This window comes from Okibacterium sp. HSC-33S16, assembly GCF_024171565.1.
Taxonomy (GTDB): Bacteria; Actinomycetota; Actinomycetes; order Actinomycetales; family Microbacteriaceae; genus Mycetocola_A.
The window spans coordinates 579,135-602,561 of the sequence record NZ_JALJZZ010000002.1 but is presented as its reverse complement, the minus strand read 5'-3'; the positions used below and the strand labels follow the sequence as shown (position 1 = coordinate 602,561).

The 23,427-nt window shown below is 66.2% G+C and carries 21 protein-coding genes and 1 pseudogene; 15 read left to right on the top strand and 7 right to left on the bottom strand.

Going from position 1 to position 23,427, the window contains the following annotated elements:
• Positions 1–305 precede the first annotated feature (305 nt).
• The 4 genes from recQ to L1277_RS08025 form a co-directional block, all read right to left on the bottom strand.
• Positions 306–2,189 (bottom strand): DNA helicase RecQ, encoded by a 1,884-nt coding sequence (gene recQ, locus L1277_RS08040; RefSeq protein ID WP_374110185.1) that lies wholly within the window; start codon positions 2,187–2,189, stop codon positions 306–308.
• Positions 2,190–2,299: 110 nt separating this feature from the next.
• Positions 2,300–2,995 (bottom strand): copper resistance CopC family protein, encoded by a 696-nt coding sequence (locus tag L1277_RS08035; protein WP_253375836.1) that lies wholly within the window; start codon positions 2,993–2,995, stop codon positions 2,300–2,302.
• Between the two features lie 4 nt (positions 2,996–2,999).
• The gene (locus L1277_RS08030; protein WP_253375835.1) at positions 3,000–3,734 is read right to left on the bottom strand and encodes a YcnI family protein; all 735 of its coding nucleotides are present in this window, start codon (positions 3,732–3,734) and stop codon (positions 3,000–3,002) included.
• A 133-nt stretch (positions 3,735–3,867) separates the two neighbouring features.
• A complete protein-coding gene (locus L1277_RS08025; RefSeq protein ID WP_253375834.1) occupies positions 3,868–4,482 on the bottom strand; it encodes a hypothetical protein in 615 nt (204 codons plus the stop codon).
• Between the two features lie 773 nt (positions 4,483–5,255).
• On the opposite strand from L1277_RS08025, the gene L1277_RS08020 reads away from it, so the two are divergent.
• The 8 genes from L1277_RS08020 to L1277_RS07985 all read left to right on the top strand — a co-directional run bounded on the left by L1277_RS08020 (position 5,256) and on the right by L1277_RS07985 (position 12,487).
• On the top strand, positions 5,256–6,134 hold the full coding sequence (locus L1277_RS08020) for a DMT family transporter (protein WP_253375833.1): 879 nt from the start codon (positions 5,256–5,258) through the stop codon (positions 6,132–6,134).
• 90 nt (positions 6,135–6,224) lie between these two features.
• Positions 6,225–6,539 carry a GNAT family N-acetyltransferase gene (locus L1277_RS08015; RefSeq protein WP_253375832.1) on the top strand — a complete coding sequence of 105 codons (315 nt, stop codon included), beginning with the start codon at positions 6,225–6,227 and terminating at the stop codon, positions 6,537–6,539.
• Positions 6,536–7,492: a pirin family protein gene (locus L1277_RS08010; protein WP_253375831.1), complete on the top strand. Its 957-nt coding sequence runs from the start codon at positions 6,536–6,538 to the stop codon at positions 7,490–7,492. The genes L1277_RS08015 and L1277_RS08010 overlap by 4 nt, the downstream gene beginning before the upstream one ends.
• A gap of 79 nt (positions 7,493–7,571) precedes the next feature.
• The gene (locus tag L1277_RS08005; RefSeq protein WP_253375830.1) at positions 7,572–8,174 is read left to right on the top strand and encodes an ECF transporter S component; all 603 of its coding nucleotides are present in this window, start codon (positions 7,572–7,574) and stop codon (positions 8,172–8,174) included.
• An 8-nt stretch (positions 8,175–8,182) separates the two neighbouring features.
• A complete protein-coding gene (locus tag L1277_RS08000; protein WP_253375829.1) occupies positions 8,183–9,898 on the top strand; it encodes an ABC transporter ATP-binding protein in 1,716 nt (571 codons plus the stop codon).
• Positions 9,895–10,704 (top strand): energy-coupling factor transporter transmembrane component T, encoded by an 810-nt coding sequence (locus L1277_RS07995; protein ID WP_253375828.1) that lies wholly within the window; start codon positions 9,895–9,897, stop codon positions 10,702–10,704. Before L1277_RS08000 ends, L1277_RS07995 begins: the two co-directional genes overlap by 4 nt.
• Before the next feature lie 88 nt (positions 10,705–10,792).
• Positions 10,793–11,890 (top strand): Rv2578c family radical SAM protein, encoded by a 1,098-nt coding sequence (locus tag L1277_RS07990; protein WP_253375827.1) that lies wholly within the window; start codon positions 10,793–10,795, stop codon positions 11,888–11,890.
• Positions 11,891–12,157: 267 nt separating this feature from the next.
• Positions 12,158–12,487, top strand: coding sequence for a hypothetical protein (locus L1277_RS07985; RefSeq protein ID WP_253375826.1), 330 nt, complete (start codon positions 12,158–12,160; stop codon positions 12,485–12,487).
• A gap of 88 nt (positions 12,488–12,575) precedes the next feature.
• Here the strand turns inward: L1277_RS07985 and L1277_RS07980 are convergent, their stop codons facing one another.
• Positions 12,576–14,768, bottom strand: a complete 2,193-nt coding sequence (locus tag L1277_RS07980) for a DEAD/DEAH box helicase (protein WP_253375825.1) — start codon at positions 14,766–14,768, stop codon at positions 12,576–12,578.
• 375 nt (positions 14,769–15,143) lie between these two features.
• Between L1277_RS07980 and L1277_RS07975 the strand changes: the two genes are divergently transcribed.
• From L1277_RS07975 to L1277_RS07960, 4 genes and pseudogenes are all read left to right on the top strand, one after another.
• Positions 15,144–15,419 carry a GlsB/YeaQ/YmgE family stress response membrane protein gene (locus L1277_RS07975; RefSeq protein ID WP_253375824.1) on the top strand — a complete coding sequence of 92 codons (276 nt, stop codon included), beginning with the start codon at positions 15,144–15,146 and terminating at the stop codon, positions 15,417–15,419.
• A gap of 159 nt (positions 15,420–15,578) precedes the next feature.
• Positions 15,579–15,863: a Fe-S cluster assembly protein HesB gene (locus tag L1277_RS07970; RefSeq protein WP_253375823.1), complete on the top strand. Its 285-nt coding sequence runs from the start codon at positions 15,579–15,581 to the stop codon at positions 15,861–15,863.
• Positions 15,864–15,924: 61 nt separating this feature from the next.
• Positions 15,925–16,434 (top strand): GNAT family N-acetyltransferase, encoded by a 510-nt coding sequence (locus L1277_RS07965; protein WP_253375822.1) that lies wholly within the window; start codon positions 15,925–15,927, stop codon positions 16,432–16,434.
• 119 nt (positions 16,435–16,553) lie between these two features.
• Positions 16,554–17,015 (top strand): annotated as a pseudogene (locus L1277_RS07960) (DedA family protein); the annotation flags it as partial.
• Between the two features lie 146 nt (positions 17,016–17,161).
• Here the strand turns inward: L1277_RS07960 and L1277_RS07955 are convergent.
• Positions 17,162–17,881, bottom strand: coding sequence for an IclR family transcriptional regulator (locus L1277_RS07955; RefSeq protein ID WP_253375932.1), 720 nt, complete (start codon positions 17,879–17,881; stop codon positions 17,162–17,164).
• Between the two features lie 134 nt (positions 17,882–18,015).
• Between L1277_RS07955 and hutH the strand changes: the two genes are divergently transcribed.
• From hutH to hutI, 3 genes are read left to right on the top strand one after another with little or no spacing between them, the layout of a single operon-like run.
• Positions 18,016–19,608: a histidine ammonia-lyase gene (gene hutH / locus L1277_RS07950; protein WP_253375821.1), complete on the top strand. Its 1,593-nt coding sequence runs from the start codon at positions 18,016–18,018 to the stop codon at positions 19,606–19,608.
• Positions 19,605–21,260 (top strand): urocanate hydratase, encoded by a 1,656-nt coding sequence (hutU, locus tag L1277_RS07945; RefSeq protein WP_253375820.1) that lies wholly within the window; start codon positions 19,605–19,607, stop codon positions 21,258–21,260. Before hutH ends, hutU begins: the two co-directional genes overlap by 4 nt.
• Entirely contained in the window at positions 21,257–22,426 is a 1,170-nt protein-coding gene (hutI, locus tag L1277_RS07940; RefSeq protein ID WP_253375819.1) for an imidazolonepropionase, read from the top strand. Before hutU ends, hutI begins: the two co-directional genes overlap by 4 nt.
• Here the strand turns inward: hutI and L1277_RS07935 are convergent.
• A complete protein-coding gene (locus L1277_RS07935) occupies positions 22,413–23,366 on the bottom strand; it encodes an agmatinase family protein (protein ID WP_253375818.1) in 954 nt (317 codons plus the stop codon). The genes hutI and L1277_RS07935 overlap by 14 nt on opposite strands.
• Between the last annotated feature and the right edge of the window lie 61 nt (positions 23,367–23,427).

Sequence of the window (23,427 nt, the reverse complement as noted above, 5' to 3'; positions counted from 1 at the left end):
CGGATTCATCGGCGACACCCGACAAAGCGTCGAGAAAAGAACCCGGCCCCGAGTGAGGAAGTGACCTTTCGGAGGAAACAACGTATGGTCGGGGTCACAGCCGGCGTGGCTGCAGGTCAAAGGAGTTCACCAATGCCCAGTAAGTCCCCTCAGAAAAGCTCCGCCAAGAAGGAACCCGCAAAGTCGTTGAAGGAGAAGCGCGCCGATAAGAAGGCCAAGACCGAGGTCAAGTCCCGTAAGGACTAACCCGTTATCGGTGTCGCTCACAGGCGTCGAACTCATCGCGAGTTCGACGCCTGTGCCTGTTAAGCGTCAAACGTGAGGTCGGCTGGAACGCGACCGGCGACAACGTCGATCAACTGCTGGCCGAAGGTGGCCCGTTTCTTTTCGCCGATTCCGGTGATCGCCGACAGGGCGTCGATTGAGTCGGGTTTCTCGGTGGCCACGGCGCGCAGAGTGGCGTCGCCGAAAATGATGTACGCCGGAACGCCCTGCTGCTTAGCGACGACCGCGCGCCAGGCGCGAAGCGCTTCGAACAGCTCGGCGTCGCCCGGGGCCAGGTCGGACGCCGACTGCCGCCGTGCCTTGCTGGACGATGACCGGCGCTCAGGCTCGGTGCGCATGGGCACGGCGCGTGCGCCAGACAGCACGGAGGCACTGTCATCGGTGAGGCCGAGCGTCCCATACTCACCTCGAGTAGCGAGGAGCCGTTTGGCGAGAAGCTGCCGGACGACGCCGCGCCACTGCTGCTCGGTGAGGTCGTGCCCAATGCCCCAGGTCGCGAGGGTCTCGTGCGTCCACTGCGTGGTGCGAGGTGTCGTCTTGCCGCGGAGGATGTCGATGAGGTGCCCTGCACCGAACTCCTGATTGCGTTCGCGCTTCAGCCGAACCACGGTGGAGAGCAGTTTCTGTGCGGGAATGGTGCCGTCCCACACCTCGGGCGGGTCGAGGCAGGTATCGCAATTGCCGCACGGCTCGGAGGGCTGGCCGAAGTAGCTCAGCAGATTGGTGCGACGGCACTCGACGGTCTCGCAGAGCGCGAGCATGGCGTCGAGGTGCGCGGACATGCGTCGCCGGTGGGCGAGGTCACCGGGCGACTCGTCGATCATGCGGCGTTGCTGCACAACGTCTTGCAACCCGTAGGCGAGCCAGGCGACCGACGGCTCACCATCGCGACCGGCACGCCCGGTCTCCTGGTAGTAACCCTCGACGCTCTTGGGCAGGTCGATGTGGGCGACGAATCGCACGTCGGGTTTGTCGATGCCCATGCCGAACGCGATGGTCGCCACCACGACAATGCCGTCTTCGCGCAGGAACCGGGATTGGGTCTTCTGCCGAACCGACGAGTCCAAACCCGCGTGGTACGGCAGGGCGTTGATGCCCTGAGACTGCAGGTGGGCTGCCGTTTTCTCGACCGTATTCCGGCTGAGCGCGTAGACAATGCCGGCCTGGCCCGCGCCTTCCTTCCGGATGAAGTCGACGAGCTGTTTGCGCGGCTCGTTTTTCGGCACGATGCGGTACTGGATGTTCGGACGGTCGAAGCTCGCCACAAAGTGGGCTGCGTTGCTGAGGTGAAGGCGTTCGGTGATTTCGCGATGCGTGGCATCCGTCGCGGTCGCGGTCAGGGCGATGCGCGGGACATCGGGCCAGCGTTCGGCGAGGTCACCCAGGCTGAGGTAATCGGGCCGGAAGTCGTGGCCCCACTGTGACACACAGTGGGCTTCGTCGATGGCGAAGAGGGCGATGGTGCCGTTCGCCAGGAAGCGTTTGGTGGACTCGGAGCTCAGTCGCTCGGGAGCGACGTAGAGCAAGTCGAGCTGCCCGGCCAGGTAGGCCCGCTCGACGCTGTCACGCTCGGCGGCATCCTGGGTGGAGTTGAGGAACGCGGCTCGAACGCCGACGGCCTGCAGGGCGTCGACCTGGTCTTGCATGAGGGCGATGAGTGGCGAGACGACGATGCCCGTGCCTTCACGGACGAGGGAGGGCACCTGGTAGCAGAGGCTCTTTCCGCCGCCGGTCGGCATGAGAACGACGGCATCCCCGCCAGCGATGATCTGCTCGACGATGGCCTGCTGTTCACCACGGAACGACTCGAAGCCGAACACCGAGTGCAGCACATCGAGCGCTGTGGGGGCGGTGTCTGGGAGTACGTCGGTCACCCCCGAAACGATAGCCGCTGCCCGCGACATCGGTTAATCCCGCCGGACGGGCGACGGGATTGAGCTGCGTGAGTTGCGTTGTGAGGGCTGGAGTGCGGGCTGCGAGTAATCCGCAGCCCGCACCCGGCTGGACCTGCCGGCTACTCCCGCGGAGTGTCACTCGACTCGTCGTCGGCGGCTGCAGCCGATGTCGCGCTCTTTCGCCGGAGGACGATGAGCACGACGACCGCTGCGACCACGACGATCGCGAGTGCGCCGCCGATCCACAGGATGTCGCTTGATGCTGCCGAGGTCTCCTCCGGGGCGACGGCGTCAGTTGTTCCGGACGAATCGGTCTGGGTGGTGAAAGTGGGCTCAGGTGTCGGCGTGCCCGACTCCACCGGCGCCCGCGACTGTCCGCACACCGGCGCCGAGGCCAGCCCCTCTGCGAGCTCCTGCCCTTCGGCGGGCTGCCAGGTGAAGGTGAACTCACCGTCGATGGGGTGCCCGTCGGCCGATACCACCTGCCAAATAACGGTGTACTCCCCCGGCTGACCGAGCGTGACGGGTGTGGTGAGCGTCGGTCCCTGGACGGTCATGCAGCCGTCGCCGTAGTAGAGGGGCTCAGCGCCCGGTCCCCGAACCTGAATGGCGTTGGCAGTGCCGCCCGCCTCGAGGAGCGCGTCGTTGGTGGTGACGGCGAAGGTGCCCGGCTGTTCCGTGACAACAGAACCCGCAGCAGGGCTCGACGAGACGAGTGTGTTGTGAGCCTGGGCCGGGGCAGCCGCAAGGCTAAGGGCAGCCGCGGCGAGGAGACCCGTGAGGGTTCCGATTCCGAGCAGTCGACGAATACGCATCCGCTTAACCTTTCTGCGACGGGGTTGAGGGCCGACGAGCGACCACGGCAAGGACGACGCCGATCGCACCGACCAGGAGCCCGCCGATGCCGAGTATACGGGCGAGAATATCCGGGTTCGCTGGGGCCTGGGCGGCTGCGCTCGATGCACCAGCGGCGTCGGCTGAACCACTGGCAGAACCGTGCGCTGCCTCGCTGGCCGAGGCATCCGTCACGCTGATGGTCGGAGCGGGAGCATCGAGGTCGTGTGGGTCCTGACCGTCGGCCGCGATCTCGGTCCACGCGGTTTCGCCGACCTCGCAAGTTTGCAGCACGGGGAACGCGAGTGTCTCGCCGGCGTTGTCAGCGGGCAGGGTGAGCTGCAGGGTCACGGTGTCGCGGAAGCCGTCGGCGAGCGGCTGGTGAGCCGTGTACACCACCTCGCCAACACGCTGGGCCAGGGCATTGCCGTGGGAGTCGGTGATCGGCTCGGCGAGGTCGACGCTGGTCTTGCTCACGTCCCAGTTGGGGTTCACGGTCGGCGTGACCGAGACGATCTCCTCGGGAATGGTGAAGGTCAGGGCCGTTGTCGCCGACCCGTCGCAGCCGTGGCCGACCGAGAAGGTGAGCTGGGCGGTTTGCCCGGCCGGTGCCGAGCTCGGTGTGACCGAGACGTGCGCACCGGCGGCGAGCGGTGCGGCCACGACGAGGAAGGCGGAGGTGAGGGCGACGGCTGGGGCCGCCAGAGTGAGGCGTTTCATGGGTGTCCAAATTCATGAGGGTGCGACCGGACGCGCAGGAGCGCTGCTGGGCGGTCGACGAAGAGTAGTGGGTCACGGGTGCCGGGCAGGCATCGGTGATCCGGGCCGAATCCGCGAGGAAGGCCTCGCGCGATTAGGCGACGGAGAAAACTGCCCGGCGCATCATCGCCGGTGGACCGCGGTGCCGCATCGCCGACAGGAGTATCCGCTGCCGCGCGATCAGAACCGGGAGCCAGTCGGCACCGGGCAGAGCCGGGCGCTCGAGCGGCGCCAAGCGAAGCAGCCGGAACAGCACTCGAACGCTCAGGAGCAGCGTGTCGACGAGGGCAGCGAGCAGCTGTTCGCCGCGCAGGAGCACCGCGAAGGTGACGGCCGCTGCGAGGGCGTGGCCCAGCCACATGATCGGGCTGGCCGATGCGTGGACGTGGGTGGGAACATCCGTTGTCATCATCACCATCTGAGCGTGGTGGCCGGGTGCGAAGGCGACCGTGCCGTGGGCCGCCGGAGCGAGGGCGAAGAGGAGGTGGTAGCCGAGCTGGCTGGCCACGACCGATGCGGCGAGGCGCACGGGTGAGAGGGAGCGGCTGGCGAGGACGATGCAGACGACTGCAGCGAGAACGGATGCCGCCACCAACGCGAACAGGCCCGGTGCGTCGGCACCCGACACGGCGTGCGAGAACGCCGCGAAGAACGTGGCCATAGCGGCAGCGACGAGACCACGGAGGACGCGGATGCGGCGAGCGCGCATGAGTGACGTCCTTCCGGGTGGGGTGGGCTACTACTCTCCACTGTATCCGGCGCGCGGTGCGGCTTCGGTGCGGTGAGCGCCGGGGACCAGGGCGCCTCGGGCAGGAGGGGCGTTCGGGCGAGACGGCTCCGTCGCTCCGGCTCAAATGGTCATTGGCGCGCGGCTGACGCGGTGCTCGGACAGAAACGGTGGTTCGGGTGAGGAACGGGTTCGTTGCTCGGGCAGAGACGGTCATTGACGCGCGACCGTACCGCTGCTCGGGCAGAAAGGGCGGCGGGACGACCCCTGCTCCGGCAGTTGTGGTTGGAGGGATGGCTGCTCGGTCGATTACGGTCAAAGTTTCTCGACTTTTGCCGCCACAAGTGCCGGAGCAAAAGCTGTGTGACCGTTTCTGTCGGAGCAAGGGGCGCTCGGGCGGGAACGGGTTCGTTGCTCGGGCAGAAACGGTCATTGACGCCAGGTCGAGGTGGTGCTCGGACAGAAGCGGTCATTCGGGTGCGGACGAGTTCATTGCTCCGGCAGAAACGGTCATTGACGACAGCCCGACGTGTTGCGTGGACAGAAGGGGCGGCACCGCAAGCCCTGCTCGGGCACTAGTGGCTGGAGCGTTGGCTGCTCGGTCGATTACGGTCAAAGTTTCTCGACTTTTGCCGCCACAAGTGCCGGAGCAAAAGTTGTGTGACCGTTTCTGTCCGAGCAAGGGGCCGTGTGCCGGTGTCCGACCGAGCAGAGGCACGCCGAGCGTCCTCCGGCACCTCAACTACGCTTTCCCCATGCTCACCGCGATCATCGGCCTCGTCGGCGCGCTCGTCTACGGGGCCGCCGATTTTCTGGGCGGGCTCGCGTCCAAGCGCATCAGTCCGGTGCGGGTCACGGCCCTGTCTGCGGCATCCGGATTGGTTGGGCTCGTCCTGGTCCTCGCGTTCGGCTTCGGCGAATGGTCCTTCGAAGCCGTGTTCTGGGGCGCCCTGTCGGGTGTGAGCGGAGCGCTCGCCATCGTGTTGCTTTACGCCTGCCTCGCGATCGGGCCCATGTCGATCCTGTCGCCGCTGACGGCCGTGGTCTCGGCGATCGTGCCGATGACCTGGGGCCTCGCCACCGGCGACGAGCTTGCCCCAGCCGGCTACGTTGCGCTGGGCATCGCCCTGGCCGCTGTTGTTCTGGTCGGTTTCGTACCGGAGAAGGGCGCGGTGCGGCCGAGCGTCACGGGCATCATCATGGCCGTCGGCTCCGGCGCGATGATCGGCACATTCCTCATCCTCATCGACCAGACGCCCGAGGACTCGGGGATCGTGCCGCTCGTCGCCAACCGCTCGGTGAGCGCGGCCATCATGTTCACGCTGGTGCTGGTGCTCTGGCTTATTTCCCGTCATCGGGCACCAGCGGCGGCCACCGCGACGGTGCCACGCAGGGGCTGGCGGCCCGGGCTGCTGCTCGCTGTGGCGTGTGGCGTGGTGGACGCCGCGGCAAACGTGTTGCTCCTCGTGGGTATCCGTATCGGCGAGCTCACGGTGATGAGCGTGCTCACCGCCATGTACCCGGCCGGCACGATCCTCCTCGCGGCCGTCGTGTTGAAGGAACGCATCGCGCCCGTACAGTGGGTCGGTCTCGCCCTTGCGCTGGTCGCCGCCGCGCTGCTCGCCCTCGCCTGAGCACATGCAGCCAATTCCATGCTCGTGCATGAAGAATGGGGCAGAGGTTGACACCCAGACACGCGCCGCGCGCGAGGAAGCAGGAGCCCAGTGACTGAGACCATCGACCAGACCCCCGTCGTCACGCGAAACGACGAGAAGTCCCGGTACGAGATTTCCCTCGGCGACACGGTCGCCGGATTCGCCGCGTTCCAGCCCCAGCCCGGGCGCCTCGCCTTCACCCACACCGTTGTGGACCCCGTCTTCGAAGGCCAGGGTCTCGGCAGCGCCCTCGTGCGCGAAGCCCTCGCTGACACCGCCGCCCGCGGCGAAGTGATCGTCCCGTTCTGCCCCTTCATCCAGGACTGGCTCAAGCGGCACCCCGAGTTCGACGGCACAATCGACTGGGAACCAGCGACAGCATGACCCGACTCGACACCCCGGTGAGCGAGTCGGTCAGCGCCCGCTGCGACCCCACCGGCAGCACCACGATGCTGCTCGAAGCGCGAGAAGTGCCGCTCGGCGGCATCCGTGGCATCCTCGTGCATCGCTCACTCCCCCAGCGGGCCCTCCCCATGGTCGGCGCGTGGTGCTTCCTCGATCGCTTCGACGATGAAAAGGTCGGCATGCGCGTGTTGCCCCACCCGCACATCGGCCTGCAAACCGTGACCTGGCCCGTCGAGGGCGAGATTCGACACCGCGACAGCGTCGGCAGCGACGTTGCCGTTCAGCCCGGCGAGCTCAACATCATGACGAGCGGGTACGGCATCTCCCACTCCGAGTTCTCACTCGGCGCACCCGGGAGCCCGCTGCGCGGCCTGCAGCTCTGGGTGGCCCTCCCGCGGGACGTCGCCGACATCGACCCGTTCTTCGAACGCCACACCGACCTGCCCGTCTTCACCCTCGACGGCCTCCGCGCTCACGTGCTGGTCGGCCAACTCGGCGACGTCGTCTCGGAGGCGACGGTCTTCACACCTCTCATGGGGGCGGATGCCACAATCGACGCGGGCGCGTTCGTCACGCTTCCGCTCCAATCCCATTTCGAATACGCGGTGATGGTCGTGTCAGGAGAGATCACCGTCGCCGAAACCCCACTTGCCCCCGGTCCCCTCCTCTACCTCGGCACCGACCGCGAGTCGCTTGACCTCGGCAGTGCGGAGGGAGCCCGATTTGTGATTCTCGGCGGTGTTCCGTTCGGAGAGGAACTCATTATGTGGTGGAATTTCGTCGCTCGCAGTCATGAAGAGATCGTGAGCGCCCGCGATGCGTGGGAGGCCCGAAGCATCCGTTTTGGTGTCGTGAATGGTCACGGCGATGAACGCATTCCGGCGCCGCCGCTTCCGGCGGTGCGACTGACACCTCGACGTCGAACCACCTGATCGCATTCGCGCAGGTTGCCCGCACTAAACTTAGGGTGTCCTTAATAGTTCATCGACGTCCGACCGAACCGAGATCGATATGCGAAACGCGAGCACACGCCTCCTGCTCACCTGCGCGGCCATCGGTGTCGCCGGTGGGCTCGTGTTCGTGGTCAGCGGCTATCTCAACGGGCTGATGTCGGCGACGGTGCCGGTGTTCTACGGCGCGCTGGTCGGCGTGTACTTCCTTCCCGGCGTAGTGTCGCAGGCGCTGCTTCGCCGTGGTGGCGTCGCCTTGCTCACCGGGCTGTTCGCCGGACTCATCGCCGCCGCGTTCAGCCCGCAGTGGTTCCTGCGTTATCTCGGTGCCGGGATTGCCATCGGTCTCCTTCAGGAGTTGCCGTTCGTCATCGGCCGCTACCGCTATTGGCGGGCCTGGGTGTTCTACCTCGCGGCCGCGATCGCCGGGGTCATCTTCGGCGCCGGGGTCTTCGTGGGCATCGGTGGCGAGAAGTTCGAGCCGTGGGCCAACGTCGTCTACTTCGGCCTCTTCGTCGTGAGCCCCGTGGTCTTCACCTGGATCGGCCGCATCGTCGCCGGGCGCATCGACAAAACGGGGGTCGCGCGCGGCCTGCAACGCGAGATCGACCGGCGGATTGGGCGAGAAAGCGCCGCAACCCATGCATCACTGACGACGTCGTGACCCGCTGAATGGCCGCTCCCGACCCGGCACTGCGCCTGGAAGACCTGCGCATTCGATATGACGAGCGCGCCGAGAACGCCCCCAACGGTGTGACCTTCGCGGTGGCACCTGGCGAAGTGGTTCTGCTGCTCGGTCCGTCAGGATCCGGCAAGTCGACGCTCGCCCTCGCGCTCAACGGACTGGTTCCGCACGCACTCGCTGCGACCCTCTCAGGCTCCGTCTCCGTGAACGGAATTCGAACAACGGATGCTCCGGTGTCGCGATTGTCGCAAGAAGTCGCGATGGTCTTCCAAGACCCCGACGCGCAAATCGTCACCGGCACCGTGTTTGACGAGGTGTGCTTCGGCCCGGAAAACCTGTGCCTGCCCGTTGCCGAGATTGAGCAGCGGGCGGAGCGAGCGCTCCGTGCCGTCGGGTTGTGGGAGCGTCGGTTCGACAATCCCGACCTGCTGTCTGGCGGAGGCAAGCAGCGACTCGCCATCGCGAGTGCCCTGGCCCTGGACACCCCGATTCTCGTGCTCGACGAGCCCACCGCAAACCTCGACCCGGCCGGGATCGACGACGTGTATGCGGTGTTGAGCGACATCGTTGCCGCCGGCACCCACTCGATCGTGCTGATCGAGCACAACCTCGACGCAGCCATCGACCTCGTGGATCGGGTGGTTGTCCTCGATCGGTCGGGTGCGCTGGCCTTCGACGGTCCGACTCGCGACGTGCTCGCCGGCAACGCCCACGCCCTTGCCGAGCTCGGGGTGTGGCTTCCGGTCGCGACGCTGGCCGCACTGCGATTGAACCGGGGCGGGGTGTCACTCGATCCCCTCCCGCTCACCTCGGGTGAGCTGACACACGCGCTCAATGGCATCCGCTCACTGCCTGATCTTCCTGCCCGCGCAATCGAGCCGCCCGCAACCGCCGGCCCGGCGGTGAGTGTGCGACACCTCACGGTGACACGACGGAAGATCACGATCGTGCGCGATGTGTCGCTCGAGATCGGCGGCGGTGACTTCGTCACGGTGATCGGTACGAACGGTGCCGGGAAGACGACGCTCGTGCAGGCAATGGCCGGTGTCGTGCCGCCGCCCAGGGGCACGGTGAGCATCGGCGGTCTGGATCCCGCGACGAGCGACGCCCGAGCACTCGCCGACCACGTCGGGTTTGTGTTTCAGAATCCGGAGCACCAGTTTCTCGAGAACACCGTGTTCGACGAGCTGGCGCACGGACTGCGGGTGCGGCGAACCCGACTCAGCGATGCCGAGATCGAGGTGCGGGTGGGCGAGATGCTCGAACGATTCGGGCTAGGGCAGTTGCGCGATGTGCACCCGTTCCTCCTCTCCGGTGGCCAGAAGCGGCGGCTCTCGGTAGGCACCGCCCTGATCACCCGGGCGCCGGTGCTGGTTCTCGACGAACCGACGTTCGGCCAGGACCGCGAGCGCGCGAACGAGTTGCTCAGCCTGCTCAGGGAACTGCACGCATCGGGCACCACCGTGGTCACGGTGACCCACGACCTGCAACTCGTCGCGGAGTACGCAAGCCACGTTGCAGTGATGCACGAGGGGCGGCTACTCGCCTTCGGGCCGACCGACGAGATCCTCAGCGATGGGGCGCTACTCGAAGTGGCCGGCCTCGTGCGTCCCCCGCTCGCCCGGGCGCTGCGCGGTGTGACCGCGCACCCATCGTGGCAGGGCGTGACCCGGCTCGCCGACCTGCCCGGTGGCGACGCATGAGTGCAGCGCTCGACCCGTATTCCACCCGCCCGGGCGTGACGGCGCGACACTTCTTGCACGCGCTCAACCCGTTGGCGAAGATCGCCGGGCCGCTGCCGTTCATGGTCTACCTGCTCTTCGTGCGCGACATCGCCACGCCGCTCGCGTTCGCCTGCCTCGCGCTGCTGCTTGTCACCGTCGGCGCGCGGCTCACACCGAGGCTCGGCATCGCACTCTGGCTGGGCCTTCCCCTGGTCGTCGGCGTGCTGTCGCTGAGCTTTGGATTATGGACGGATGCTTCGCGCGTCGACCACACACCGCTCCTCTTCCAGCTCGGTGACTACCGATTCTTCCTGGGCGCCTGGCTGATCGGGCTCGCCACCGCTCTCCGGTTGGGCGCACTGCTCTCACTTGCCTTGATCGCCGGGCTCACCATGACGGGCCCTGACCTCGTGCGCGCGCTCGTGCAGCACCTCCACGTTCCCTACCGGATCGGCTACACGGCCCTTGCCGCGTACCGATTTGTGCCCCGGTTTCGCCATGAGCTCGACGGGATTCGCCACGCTCACCGGGTGCGCGGGATCGCCGGCGGACGCGGGCCGTTGGCTGCCCTGCGCCGCTACCTGGGCTACATCGTGCCGTTGTTGGTCGGGGCGATCCGGCACGCGGAGCGCGTCGCCCTCGCCATGGATTCTCGTGCGTTCGGCGCATTCGAGACCCGCACCGAGCGGTACCTCGTCCCCCTCAGGGCGCGGGACTGGATCTTCGCCGCGGCGTTCTGGGTAATCGGGGCGAGCGTCATCGTCGGGACGGCCCGGCTCGGATAGCGGTTTCGGAAGCGACATGACGTGACACTTTCGGAGACTTCACCACAGATCCGCCTCGCACGCTCGAAAGCATGTTCTAATGGACTGCATGAGGTGGAACGGTCAGCAGCTCGGCACTGAGGAGCCATCGGCCCTTCCGGGGCTGGCGAAGCTCAATAACCTGGTCCGGAGTGTGCAGACACCCGAGTTCGCTGGAGTGACCTTCCACGAAGTCCTCGCCAAGTCGGCGCTCAATAAGATCCCGCGGCAGTCGCAGATGCCATTCGGTTGGACGATCAATCCTTACCGAGGATGCAGTCATGCGTGTGTCTACTGCTTCGCCCGCCCCACCCACTCGTACCTGGACTTCAACGCCGGCGACGACTTCGACAACCAGGTGGTCGTGAAGATCAACGTGGCCGACGTACTCGCGAAGGAGGTCGCGAAGCCAAGCTGGGGTCGCTACCCGGTGGCGCTCGGCACGAATACGGACCCCTACCAGCGGGCCGAAGGCCGCTACTCGCTCATGCCCGGCATCATCACCGCACTTGCCCAGTCGGGCACACCGCTCTCGATCCTGACAAAGGGCACGCTGCTGCGGCGCGACCTTCCGCTTCTCGCCGAGGTCGCCCAGACGGTTCCGGTCGATGTAGCGATGTCGATTGCTATCTATGACGATGAACTGCAGAAGTCGATCGAGCCGGGGACGCCGTCTGCGAAAGCGCGACTCGCGACGGTCACCGCTGTGAGGAATGCCGGGCTCGACTGCAGCGTCTTCCTCATGCCGATACTGCCCTACCTCACCGACACGAAAGCCCACCTCGACGAAGCACTCCGCCGGGTGAAGAAGGCGGGCGGAACGAGCGTTCTCTTCAGTTCGCTCTACCTCAAACCGGGAGTGAAGCCCTGGTTCATGCACTGGCTCCAACGACAGCACCCCGAGTTGGTCGGGAAATACACGGAGCTGTACTCACGCGGACAATATGCGCCCAAGGAATATCGGGCCTGGCTGGCCGGTCGTATTTCTCCCCTGATTCGCGCGCACGGATTAGAACGAGGCCGGGAAGATCCGGCGACCGGCGGCATCCGCTCGAAAGCGCTGGGAATGCTCCGAGACGATTCGGGCGAGCGCGTCGCATTCCAGAGTGACGACGGCTCAACCGGTGCGCGCATCCTGCCATCGACCGAGCAACCCATGCTGTTTTAGACGGCCTCTCTCTTGATGAGTTCAAATCTGGTTTTTTTGAATCATTCAAAATAAGCTAGGATGAATTCGAGGGGTTGACCCCGACAGCGATCCGGCACGGCCGGGTCGACGCGCTACGACGGTGTCTCCACATTCGCTCGCAGGGCGTGTGTACGGAGCACTGGTCTGCCAGGACGCACGACGCTCACTTCGCGTGAGGGCTGGGAGTCCCGGCCGCGCGTCGCCGAATTATCGCGCCCCTCCCATCACGACACACAGGAGACCACTATGTCGACCACGTACCCTCAGACAACGGAACACACACTGCTGCTCGCCAACGTTTCGGCAGACCAGCTGGCACAGCAGCACATCAAGCCGCGGCCGCTCGGCGATGACGAGTACATTGCCACTCTCTCAACCACGAGCCCTGGTGCGCCCAGCTATGTCATTGGACAGCGAGTCGCCGGCAAAGCGTACGACCGGATCGTCATGAACTACGGCTCCGTCGCGAAACCGCAGAAGCGCGTGTGGCAGCTATCCGCCGATCGCGGCGCCCAGGTGGACTACCGCATTTTCGACGATTCGCTCTCGAGCGGCTTCCTTTCGGTCGACCGCTAGTCGCCGCCGGGTAAATCCGCAGACACAGAAAACCCGTCCGGGCGAACTCCTTGGGAGTCCGTCCGGACGGGTTTTTCAGCGCCGTGGGTTAGGCGGTCAGCTTCGCGTTGGTCATGTGACCGGCCAGCTCTTCGATGATCTCGTCACCGGGACGAGCGTTGACGTAGTCTGCCTCGATCTCAGCGCGACCGAGCAGCTCGGTCATACGGCGCTGACGCGCCTTCGGGATGATTGTGACGACGACACCTTCCTTGCCCGCACGGCCCGTACGGCCCGAGCGATGAAGGTAGGTCTTGTACTCGTCGGGCGCGTCAGCCTGGATAACGAGGGTGATGTCGTCAACGTGGATGCCACGAGCCGCGACGTCGGTCGCAACAAGCACGTTCACTCGACCTGAGGTCAGCTGCGCGAGGTTGCGGGTACGACGGGCCTGATTCAGGTCACCATGGAGCGACACAGCACGGATGCCTGCATCCTCCAGCTGGTCAGCAAGACGCTCAGCGTAGGCACGGGTGCGCGAGAAGATCAGTGTCTTCTCATTGCGGTTCGCGAGTTCCTCGATGATGCGGTCCTTGTCGCGGTGCTCGACCACGAGAACGCGGTGGTCGATCGTTGCGGAAGCCTGGTCTTCACCAGCAACTTCGTGCACGGCGGGAGACGGAAGGAATTCCTTGACGAGCGACGCAACACCCTTGTCGAGGGTTGCGGAGAACAGCAGCTTCTGGCCACCGTTAGCGGTGAGGCGCAGGATGCGCTGCACAGGCTCAAGGAAGCCGAGGTCGCACATGTGATCGGCCTCGTCGAGGACCGTGATGGTCACCTCGGAGAGGTCGAGGCGTCCCTGCTCGATGAGGTCTTCAATACGACCCGGGGTGCCGACAATGATGTCGACGCCGCGCTGGAGTGCGCCAACCTGACGGTTCTGCGGAACTCCGCCGTAGATCTGGGTGGTGAACAGGCCAACACTGCGTGCGATGGGCTGAACGGTGCGGTCAATTTGAAGTGCGAGCTCGCGGGTCGGCGCGAGGATCAGTGCGCGGGGCTTGCGACCCATGGCACGCTTCTTGCCTCCGCCGTTCTCCATGAGCTTCTCGACGAGCGGTGCGCCGAAGGCAATGGTCTTGCCGGATCCGGTACGGCCGCGGCCGAGAACGTCCTTGCCGGCGATAACGTCCGGGATGGTCGCTGCCTGGATCGGGAACGGGCTCGGCGCTCCCAGCTCAGCGAGAGCAGCAACAATGTTGCCGCCAAGACCGAGGTCAGAGAACGAGACGCCTTCGACGTCGATGGCCAGGGTGGCCTGTGCCTCAAGCCGCTCGAGCACGACGTCATCTTCAGGAGTGAAGTGACCCTTTGCATCGCGGTTCGGGTAGAAGTTCTTGTCGACACCGGCGTCACGACGCGGGCGGTCGAAGTTGCTGTCGCGGCGGGGGGCACGCTCGTCACGGGAAACGCGACCGGTTGAGGGGCGCTCGATGCGCTGGCCGCGCGTGAACGGGCGGTCGTTGTTGTAGGACGGACGCTCGGTGCGGTCGCCACGGTTGTACGCGGGACGCTCGGCACGGTCGCCGCGGGGTGCGCGCTCGTCCCGGTTGTACGAGGGACGCTCAGTCCGGTTCTCACCTCGGTTGTACGAGGGACGTTCAGTGCGGTTCTCACCGCGGTTGTACGCGGGACGTTCAGTCCGGTTCTCGCCACGGTTGTACGCAGGACGCTCGGCACGGTCGCCGCGGGGTGCGCGGTCATCGCGGTTGTACGCGGGACGCTCAGTGCGGTTCTCACCGCGGTTGTACGCGGGACGTTCGTTCCGGTCTCCACGACCGTATGCGGGACGCTCGCGCTCATCGCGACCGTAGGCGGGACGCTCGGTCCGCTCGCCACGGGGTGCTCGTTCGTCGCGACCGTACGCGGGACGCTCGGTCCGACCGTACGCGGGACGCTCGCTGCGGTTTTCGCCACGGTTATACGCGGGACGCTCGTTGCGGTTCTCGCCGCGGTTGTACGCGGGGCGCTCGCTGCGGCTGGCCGAGGAGCCGCCGTCGTAGCGGTCATCACGAGGGGCGCGCTGTTCGCGCGGCTCGTCGGAGTGACGGCGAGCGGCGCGCTCATCCGCGTTCCAACGTGCCTTCTTGGGCGCGTCACCCTCAACGGCGCGGAAGCCGCGGTGTCCCGGGCTCCTGCTGCCGGTTGTCGTTCCTGCCGGACCACCGCTTTTACGGGCGTAGCTCGGGTCAAAATTCTTGGCGGGTCGGCCGCCTGCTGGCTTTTTGTTCTTGGGCATAGTTCTTTCCGGGTTTTAGATCATGCGTGAATCGCAAGCGCACGCAGCAAAAAGCAGCGGCATTCTCATACCCGAGCAGTCGATGACCGGGACCGTTTCACATCAGAGTGAATACAATTCGCGTTTTCGCGATGTATAACCGGCCCACCAGACTTACAAACCCTTCCGCGGTACATCCACGGTGTCCAGAGCCGACTTGGCTACATTACGCCTTCGAGGCGGAATTGTCACGTACTCGGACGAATATCGCAAGGACTAGGAGCAATTCCTCAGATAAACCCCCGAAAGGGGTACTCTCGGGTTACACCAGCCTAACCGGGCGGGTCAACGGGACGTCGGTAACGACAGTCTCCTCGAACAAATGGAGGTGGAGCCTTGAGCTTCCTGGCATTTCTTCTTCTCGGTCTGATTGCTGGCGCAATCGCAAAAGCCATTCTTCCTGGAAAGCAGGGCGGTGGCTGGGTCATCACGCTGATCCTCGGCGTGGTTGGCGCACTCCTCGGCGGCTGGCTCGGTGGCCTGCTGTTCGGCATCGACATGGCTGAGTTCTGGAGCATCTCGACCTGGCTGACCGCCATCGTCGGTTCCATCATTGTGCTTCTGATTTACGGCCTCTTCACGCGCAACTCTCGGAGTGGACGTACGGTCTAACGATCCATTTCCAGAACGGATGCCTCTTCGCTCGCGAGCGAAGAGGCATCCGTCGTTTATGGACCTCCGTCTTTCGTGTGAATGACCGGATCCAACTTGAGGTCGCTTACTCGGTTCGGAATGGTGGAACACTCGTATCCGCCAATCGTTAGGAAGCTCATGCTCACCCTCACCGAGAACGCAAGCACCATCGTGAAGACCATTACCCTGCAGACCACCGGGAGCGAAGAGGCAGGTCTGCGGATCTCCAGCCCCGCTGCCGCGTCAACCGACCTGTCCGTCGCCGTCGCAGCCGCACCCGAGGCGAGCGATGCCGTCGTCGAGAGCGGCGGAGCACATATCTTCATCGACGAGAACGCCGCGCCGGTTCTCGACGACAAGATCCTGGATGCCGAGGTCGACGAAGCCGGTGCCGTGCGCTTTGCAATTGGCGAACAGGCCTGACGCACCAACTAGTTTCTTCCGGCGTAACCGGGATGAAACACGGGTGCGGTTTGCTGGCTCCATGAGTCTGCCGCCGTCCCCTCCCTCCGATGCACGACTGACGTCGGCCGCTGTGCGGGTTGCCATTGAGCACCCGCGACAGCCCGACGTCGTCGAACTCCTCACTCTCGGTTCGGAGTTCGCACTCGGGCTCTACCCGCCCGAGAACACGTTCCTCCTGAACGTTGAAGAACTCGAGAGGCCCGGCGTGACCGTCTATGTCGCGCGCGATGAGGGCGGTCGTGTCCTGGGCATGGCCGCCCTCGTTCCCTGGGGCACCGCCGTCACCGAACTGAAGCGCATGTTCGTTCATGCCGACGCGCGCGGGCGTGGTGTGGCCTCGAGCATCCTGGCGAGGGCCGAAGCCGATGCTCGTGCCGCCGGCCTTCGCCAGATCGTGCTCGAGACGGGCACCGAACACCACGTCGCTCAAGCCGTCTACCGCCGCAACGGATACGTCGAGATTCCGCTCTTCGGCATCTATATCGGCGAGCCGTACAGCGTCTGTATGGCCAAGATGCTCGCGCACTGAGCGATCTCCTCCTCTGGGGTGACCCGGTGCAATACCTGAGGTGGATGCCCTGAGGCCACCGGCTTCGTAGTCTCGAAAACGGTGCCGCACCCCAGCGGCGCCGCGATCGAACGGTCCTCATGGAATTCCTCAGCGACGCCCTCCTCGCCACCGTGACCTCACCGTGGGTGTACGCCGTTCTGTTTGCCGTCGTGGTGATCGACGGGTTCTTCCCGCCCGTGCCGAGTGAGGCCCTCGTCGTCGCCGCCGCAGCAATCGGTGTCTCCACCGGCACCCCGCACCCTGCTGTCGTCATCCTGCTCGCAGCGCTCGGCGCCGCACTCGGCGATAACATCGCATACCTGCTCGGGCGCCGGATCGGCACCGACCGATTCCGATGGATGCGCCACCCACGGATGGTCCGTGCTTTTGATCGGGCCGCATCGGGTATCCGTCGCCGACCGGCCGCCCTCCTCATCACCGCTCGCTACATCCCGATCGGCCGGATCGCCGTCAACATGACGGCGGGCGCCACCCGGTTTCCGCATCGCCGATTCTGGCCGCTGACCCTGCTTGCCGGCGCGTCGTGGGCGGGCTACTCCGTGGGCATCGGCCTGCTGGCCGGGCACTGGGTTCGGGACCGCCCGCTGCTCGGTGCCGCAATCGGCATCGTGTTGGCTGTCACTCTCGGTTTCGCCATCGACCGCGTGACGAGTGCGATATCCCGCCGACGAGCCGCGCGAATCCCTCAGCCGCCGATGCGCCGCGACAACTCCGCAGCGGCCGCGGAAACCGCCGCGACGAGCGTTGTCCTCTCCGAGTGGGTGTCACTCGGAAACGTCACGGCAACGGACGCCGCTGGCCAGCCCACGTGGTCACTGACAGCAACGGCGACGGATGCCAGGCCTGGCGTAATTTCACCATCTTCCGTTGCGTATCCCTCTGTCGATACGGCGTCGAGCAGCGTTCGCAGCTCGCGGTAGCGGGTGGGGCCGCTTCCCGTCCGATCGACGAACGCCGAGGCATCCGGGAAGAGAGCCCGAACCTGGCCTTTCGGCAGAGCGGCCAGCATTGCGCGACCGGACGCGGTGAGGTGTGCGGGGAGCCGGACACCGACGTCGGTGACGAGGTGCGGCCGGTGCGGCGCACGTTCCTCAACGATGTAGAGAACGTCCCGGCCGTGCATCACGGCGAGGTGCGCACTCTCCCCCACCTGGTCGACGAGCTCGGCGAGCAGTGGGTGTCCGAGTCGGCTCAGCGGTTGCTGGCGAGCGAATCCGCCGGAGAGCTCGAAGGCGGCCACCCCCAGTCCGTACCGGCGAGCCTCCGGCAGGTGCACAACGAACCCGCGCTTCTGCAGGACACCGAGCAGGTGGTACACGGTCGACCGCGGCAGGTCGAGCGCGGTCGCCAGGGTGGCAGCGGCCACCGGGCCACGCTGGGTGGCGAGATGACTGAGGATGCGCAGGGTGGCATCCGCTGCGGGAACCTGCTAAGCAGCCATTCGATTCCCCTCTTCCGTGGTGCGAGACGTCTGGAATCCCAGACTAGAGCCTCTCCCACGCCGTTGCTCCTGGATCCGGTCACTGGTCGAATCGAGACATGAGCACTCTGTCTACCCCGCGGCGCCCCGCCGAGCCCCTCACCTGTGGTGCTGAGGGCCCTGTTCTCGTCGGCATCGCGCCGCTGACTTTCGACGACGTCGTCGCTGTTGCCCGGCTCGACGCTCCAGTTACCCTCGACGCCGCAGCGCTCGACGGCGTCGAGTCCACCCGCCGCATCATCGACGCGCTGGCCAGTGACCCGGCCGGCCACTACGGAATATCGACGGGATTCGGCGCCCTCGCCACGACCTACATCGACCCCGACCGGCGCACCCAGTTGCAGCGAAGCCTCATCCGGTCTCACGCCGCCGGTTCGGGCCCCGAGGTGGAGCGTGAGGTCGTGCGCGCACTCATGCTCCTCCGCCTCTCCACCCTGATGTCGGGCCGCACCGGTGTGCGGCCCGTTGTGGTGGAGACCTACGCCGCGCTGCTCAACGCCGGCATCACGCCCGTCGTTTCGGAGTACGGCTCGCTGGGCTGCTCCGGCGACCTGGCACCGCTCGCGGCGTGTGCTCTCGCCGTGATGGGCGAGGGTCGCGTGCGGGATGCAACCGGCGCCCTCATCGACGCGGCCGTCGCCCTTGATGCGGCGGGCATCGCACCGGTGCAACTCGCAGAGAAAGAAGGACTCGCACTCATCAACGGAACGGACGGCATGCTGGGCATGCTGGTCCTCGCACTCGCCGACCTGCACGTCCTCCTGCAGACCGCCGACGTCGCCGCTGCCCTGAGCGTTGAGGCGCTGCTCGGCACCGCCGCGGTGTTCGCAGCCGACCTGCAGCAGCTTCGACCCCAGCTGGGCCAGGGTGACTCCGCCGCAAACCTGCGCGCGCTCCTGTCCGACTCGCCGCTCGTGGCGTCGCACGCGGGCCCGGAGTGCACCACCATCCAGGACGCGTACTCACTGCGCTGCAGTCCGCAGGTGCACGGCGCGGCGCGAGACACCGCGGCCCATGCCGCCCTGGTTGCCTCCCGCGAGCTGGCCAGCACCATCGACAATCCCGTCGTCACACTCGATGGCCGGGTCGAGTCCAACGGTAACTTCCACGGCGCACCGATCGCCTACGTCCTCGACTTCCTGGCGATCGCGGTCGCCGACGTCGCCTCGATCTCCGAGCGCCGCATCGATCGGCACCTCGACGTGTCGCGCAGCAAAGGCCTGCCGCCCTTTTTGGCAGCTGAGGTTGGCGTCGACTCCGGGCTCATGATCGCCCAGTACACCGCGGCCGGCATCGTGTCCGAACTCAAGCGCCTCGCCGCACCGGCGTCCGTCGACTCGATCCCATCGTCGGCCATGCAGGAAGACCACGTTTCGATGGGCTGGGCGGCCGCCCGCAAACTCCGCCGCTCGATCGACGGTCTCACTCGCGTGCTCGCCATCGAGGTGATGACTGCGACGCGGTCACTTGACCTGCGCGCTCCGCTCCAGCCGGGGCCAGCGACGGCTGCCGTGCTGGGTGTCGTGCGCACGGTGGTCGATGGGCCCGGCCCTGACCGCCACCTCTCGCCGGAGATCGAGGCTGTGTATGACCTCGTTCGATATGGATCGATAACGGATGCTGCGGCATCCGTCACGAAAGGATTGAAATGATCGAAACGCGAACCATCCGCGCCGCCCGAGGGTCAACGCTGACCGCGAAGAGCTGGCAGACCGAGGGGCCGCTGCGCATGCTCATGAACAACCTCGACCCGGATGTCGCCGAGCGGCCGGAGGATCTCGTCGTGTACGGCGGAACCGGCAAGGCTGCGCGCAACTGGGAGGCGTACGACGCGATCGTGCGCACCCTGGAGTCGCTGGAATCCGACGAGACGCTGCTTGTGCAGTCGGGAAAACCGGTGGGTGTATTTCGTACTCACGAGTGGGCGCCACGGGTTCTGATCGCGAACTCGAACCTTGTCGGGGACTGGGCGACGTGGCCCGAGTTTCGACGGCTCGAGTCGCTAGGGCTCACCATGTACGGGCAGATGACCGCCGGCTCGTGGATCTACATCGGCACACAGGGCATCCTGCAGGGCACCTACGAAACATTCGCGGCCGTGGCGGCGAAACGGTTCGGCGGAACCCTCGCCGGCACGCTCACGCTCACCGCTGGTGCGGGCGGCATGGGGGGCGCCCAGCCCCTTGCCGTCACCATGAACGAGGGCGTGGTGCTCATCGTCGATGTCGACGTGGCCCGGCTCGAGCGCCGGGTCGACCACGGCTACCTCGACGAACTCGCGCCGTCACTCGACGAGGCTGTCGAGCGGGTGCTCGGCGCGAAGGCGTCGGGCATCCCGCTGTCGGTCGGCGTTGTGGGCAACGCGGCCACCGTGTTCGCCGAACTTCGTGAGCGCGGGGTGCCCATCGACATTGTCACGGACCAGACCAGCGCGCATGACCCGTTGAGCTACCTGCCGGAAGGAGTCTCGGTCGAGGAGTGGCACCTCGCGGCCGAGCGGGATCCTGACGGGTTCACCGAACTGGCCCGCGCCTCAATGGCCAAGCATGTGGCCGCCATGGTCGGGTTTCAGGATGCCGGTGCCGAGGTATTCGACTACGGCAACTCGATTCGCCGGGAGGCGCAGCTGGGTGGCTGCGCTCGCGCTTTCGATTTCCCGGGCTTCGTTCCCGCATACATCCGTCCGCTGTTCGCAGAGGGCAAAGGCCCATTCCGCTGGGCCGCCCTCTCCGGGGACCCGGCCGACATCGCCGCAACCGATCGCGCGATCCTCGATCTGTTTCCGCACGACGAGCACCTGCACCGCTGGATCACCCACGCGCAGGAGAAGGTGCAGTTCGAAGGGCTACCGGCTCGCATCTGCTGGCTGGGCTACCAGGAACGCCACCTCGCCGGGTTGAGGTTCAATGAGATGGTGGCGACCGGCGAGCTCAGCGCTCCGCTCGTCATCGGTCGGGACCACCTCGACTCCGGCTCCGTCGCGTCTCCCTATCGAGAGACCGAGGGCATGGCTGACGGCTCGGACGCTATCGCCGATTGGCCGCTCCTCAACGCCCTGCTCAATACGGCGTCCGGGGCGACGTGGGTGTCCATCCACCATGGTGGCGGGGTCGGCATCGGTCGATCGATCCATGCCGGCCAAGTTATCGTGGCCGACGGCACCCCACTGGCCGCCGAGAAGATCGCCCGGGTCCTCGTCAATGACCCCGGCACCGGGGTCATGCGGCACGTAGACGCCGGATACCCGCGCGCCGCCGAGGTCGCCCGCGAGCGCGGCCTTCGGGTGCCCATGCAGGAATCATGACGACATCGCTTCTCACTCATATCGGTCAACTCGTCACCAACGATCCCGAGCGCGACGGCCTTCTCGGCATCGTGACAGACGCCGCCGTCCTGATTGAGGATGAACGGATTGCCTGGGTGGGACCATCGCGTCATGCTCCGGACGCGGACGTTGTAACCGACGCGGTCGGCTGCGCCCTACTCCCCGGTTTCGTCGACAGCCACACTCACATTGTCTTCGGCGGTGACCGTGGCGAGGAGTTCGAAGCCCGCATGGCCGGTCTGGCCTATACGGCGGGTGGTATTCGCTCAACGGTTGCGCAGACCCAGGCAGCAACGGACGCGGAACTCCGGGCTCGACTGGCGGGGTTCGTGACCGAGCTGACGGCACAGGGAACCACGACGTTTGAGGTCAAGAGCGGCTATGGACTGAGTGTTGACGCCGAGGAGCGACTCGTGAGGCTCGCCGGAGAGGTGACCGACGAGGTCACGTTTCTCGGAGCCCACGTAGTGCCGCCGGAGTATGACGGTCGCGCCGACGACTACGTGAGTGCGGTGGTCGGTCCCATGCTCGATGCCTGTGCACCGCACGCGCGCTGGATCGACGTGTTCTGTGAAACCGGCGCGTTCAGCGCGGAACAGTCCCGGCGAATTCTCGAGGCTGGCGCGTCACGCGGCCTGGGTCTTCGGATACACGCGGGCCAGCTGGGTGAGAGCGAGGGAGTACGGCTGGCAGTCGAGCTCGGCGCGGCGAGTGTTGATCACTGCACGTACCTCTGCGACGACGACGTCCGCGCGCTCGCGTCATCGGACACCGTGTGCACTCTGCTGCCCGGGGTTGAGTTTTCCACGCGACAGCCCTACCCCAATGCCCGGCGGTTGATCGACGCCGGCGTCACCGTTGCTCTCGCGAGCGATTGCAACCCTGGCTCGAGCTTCACCTCCTCGATGGCGTTCTGCATCGCCGTTGCCGTGCGCGACATGGGGATGACACCGGCGGAAGCGGTGTGGGCGGCGACGGCCGGGGGCGCTGCCGCGTTGCGCCGTTCCGACGTTGGCCGGATCACCATTGGAGCGTGGGCCGACCTCGTGCAGCTTCGAGCACCCAGTTATGTTCACCTGGCCTACCGACCGGGCGTTCCGCTCATCGAGCGGGTCTGGAAACGCGGCACGATCACAGTCTCGTAGCGGTCGGCCCGGCTGCAGACGACACAGGTGGTCGCGCAGCAAGGCCAGCCGCGATCTCGAGAACGCACAGCGCCGCCAAACGCACCGTCCGGCCGTCCGGCGCATCCGCGAGCGCGTCAATCTCGGTGATATCGATGGAGCGGACGCGTGGATCGCTTCCCGCCGCGCGAGCCGCTTCTCTCACCTCGTGCGCCGCGAGTCCACCGGGAACCGAGGCCGGGCAGGCCGGCGCGACCGAGCGATCGCAGACGTCGACGTCGATATCGACGTGAATGGGTCCGCCCGCGGCCCCGGCGATGCTCAGGGCGGTAGCGATCACGTCGGTCATTGAGCGGCGGTGCAGTTCGTCGCGGCGAACAACGGTGATGCCGCCCTCGCGTGCCCGGTCGGTGTACGCCTTCGAGTTGGCGAAGTCGGCGATTCCCACCTGGACGACCCGCCGGCCGTCGAGCCCCGCCTCGAGAAGCCGGCGAACGGGTGATCCGTTTGAGACTCCGTCGCGGAGGTCGTGGTGCGCGTCGAGGGTAACCAACCCCGCCGTGCTGATGCTGTCGCCCCACGAACCAAGAGCAGCGGGAACGGTTGCCGCGTTGTCTCCGCCGATCGCGATGGTGAGAGTCGACCGGGCTACCGCCTCCGTCATTCTTTCGGACGCACGACGCTCTCCCTCTGTGCCGTCGGGGTCCGGTACATCGCCAAAGTCGGCAATGACAAGCTCATCGACGTTCCGACCGTCGAGCGACGCAGCAAACGGTGAGTACCGACGGAGTGCGTCGCGGATGGCGGCGGGCGTGGCGTGTGCTCCGGTCGGTGACAGTGAGGCGCGCCAGGTCGGGATACCGAGAACGGCAAGATCGATCGGGCCCACCGTCTCACTCGCCGTCGGCCAGGATCCGGCCCGGGGCCACAGCGGGTCGACGGGGAGTGCGGAAGCTGCCATGCCGGAACGTTAGCAAGCTGACGGCATCAGCGACAGCATCCGGGATTCATGGTGGTCTGGG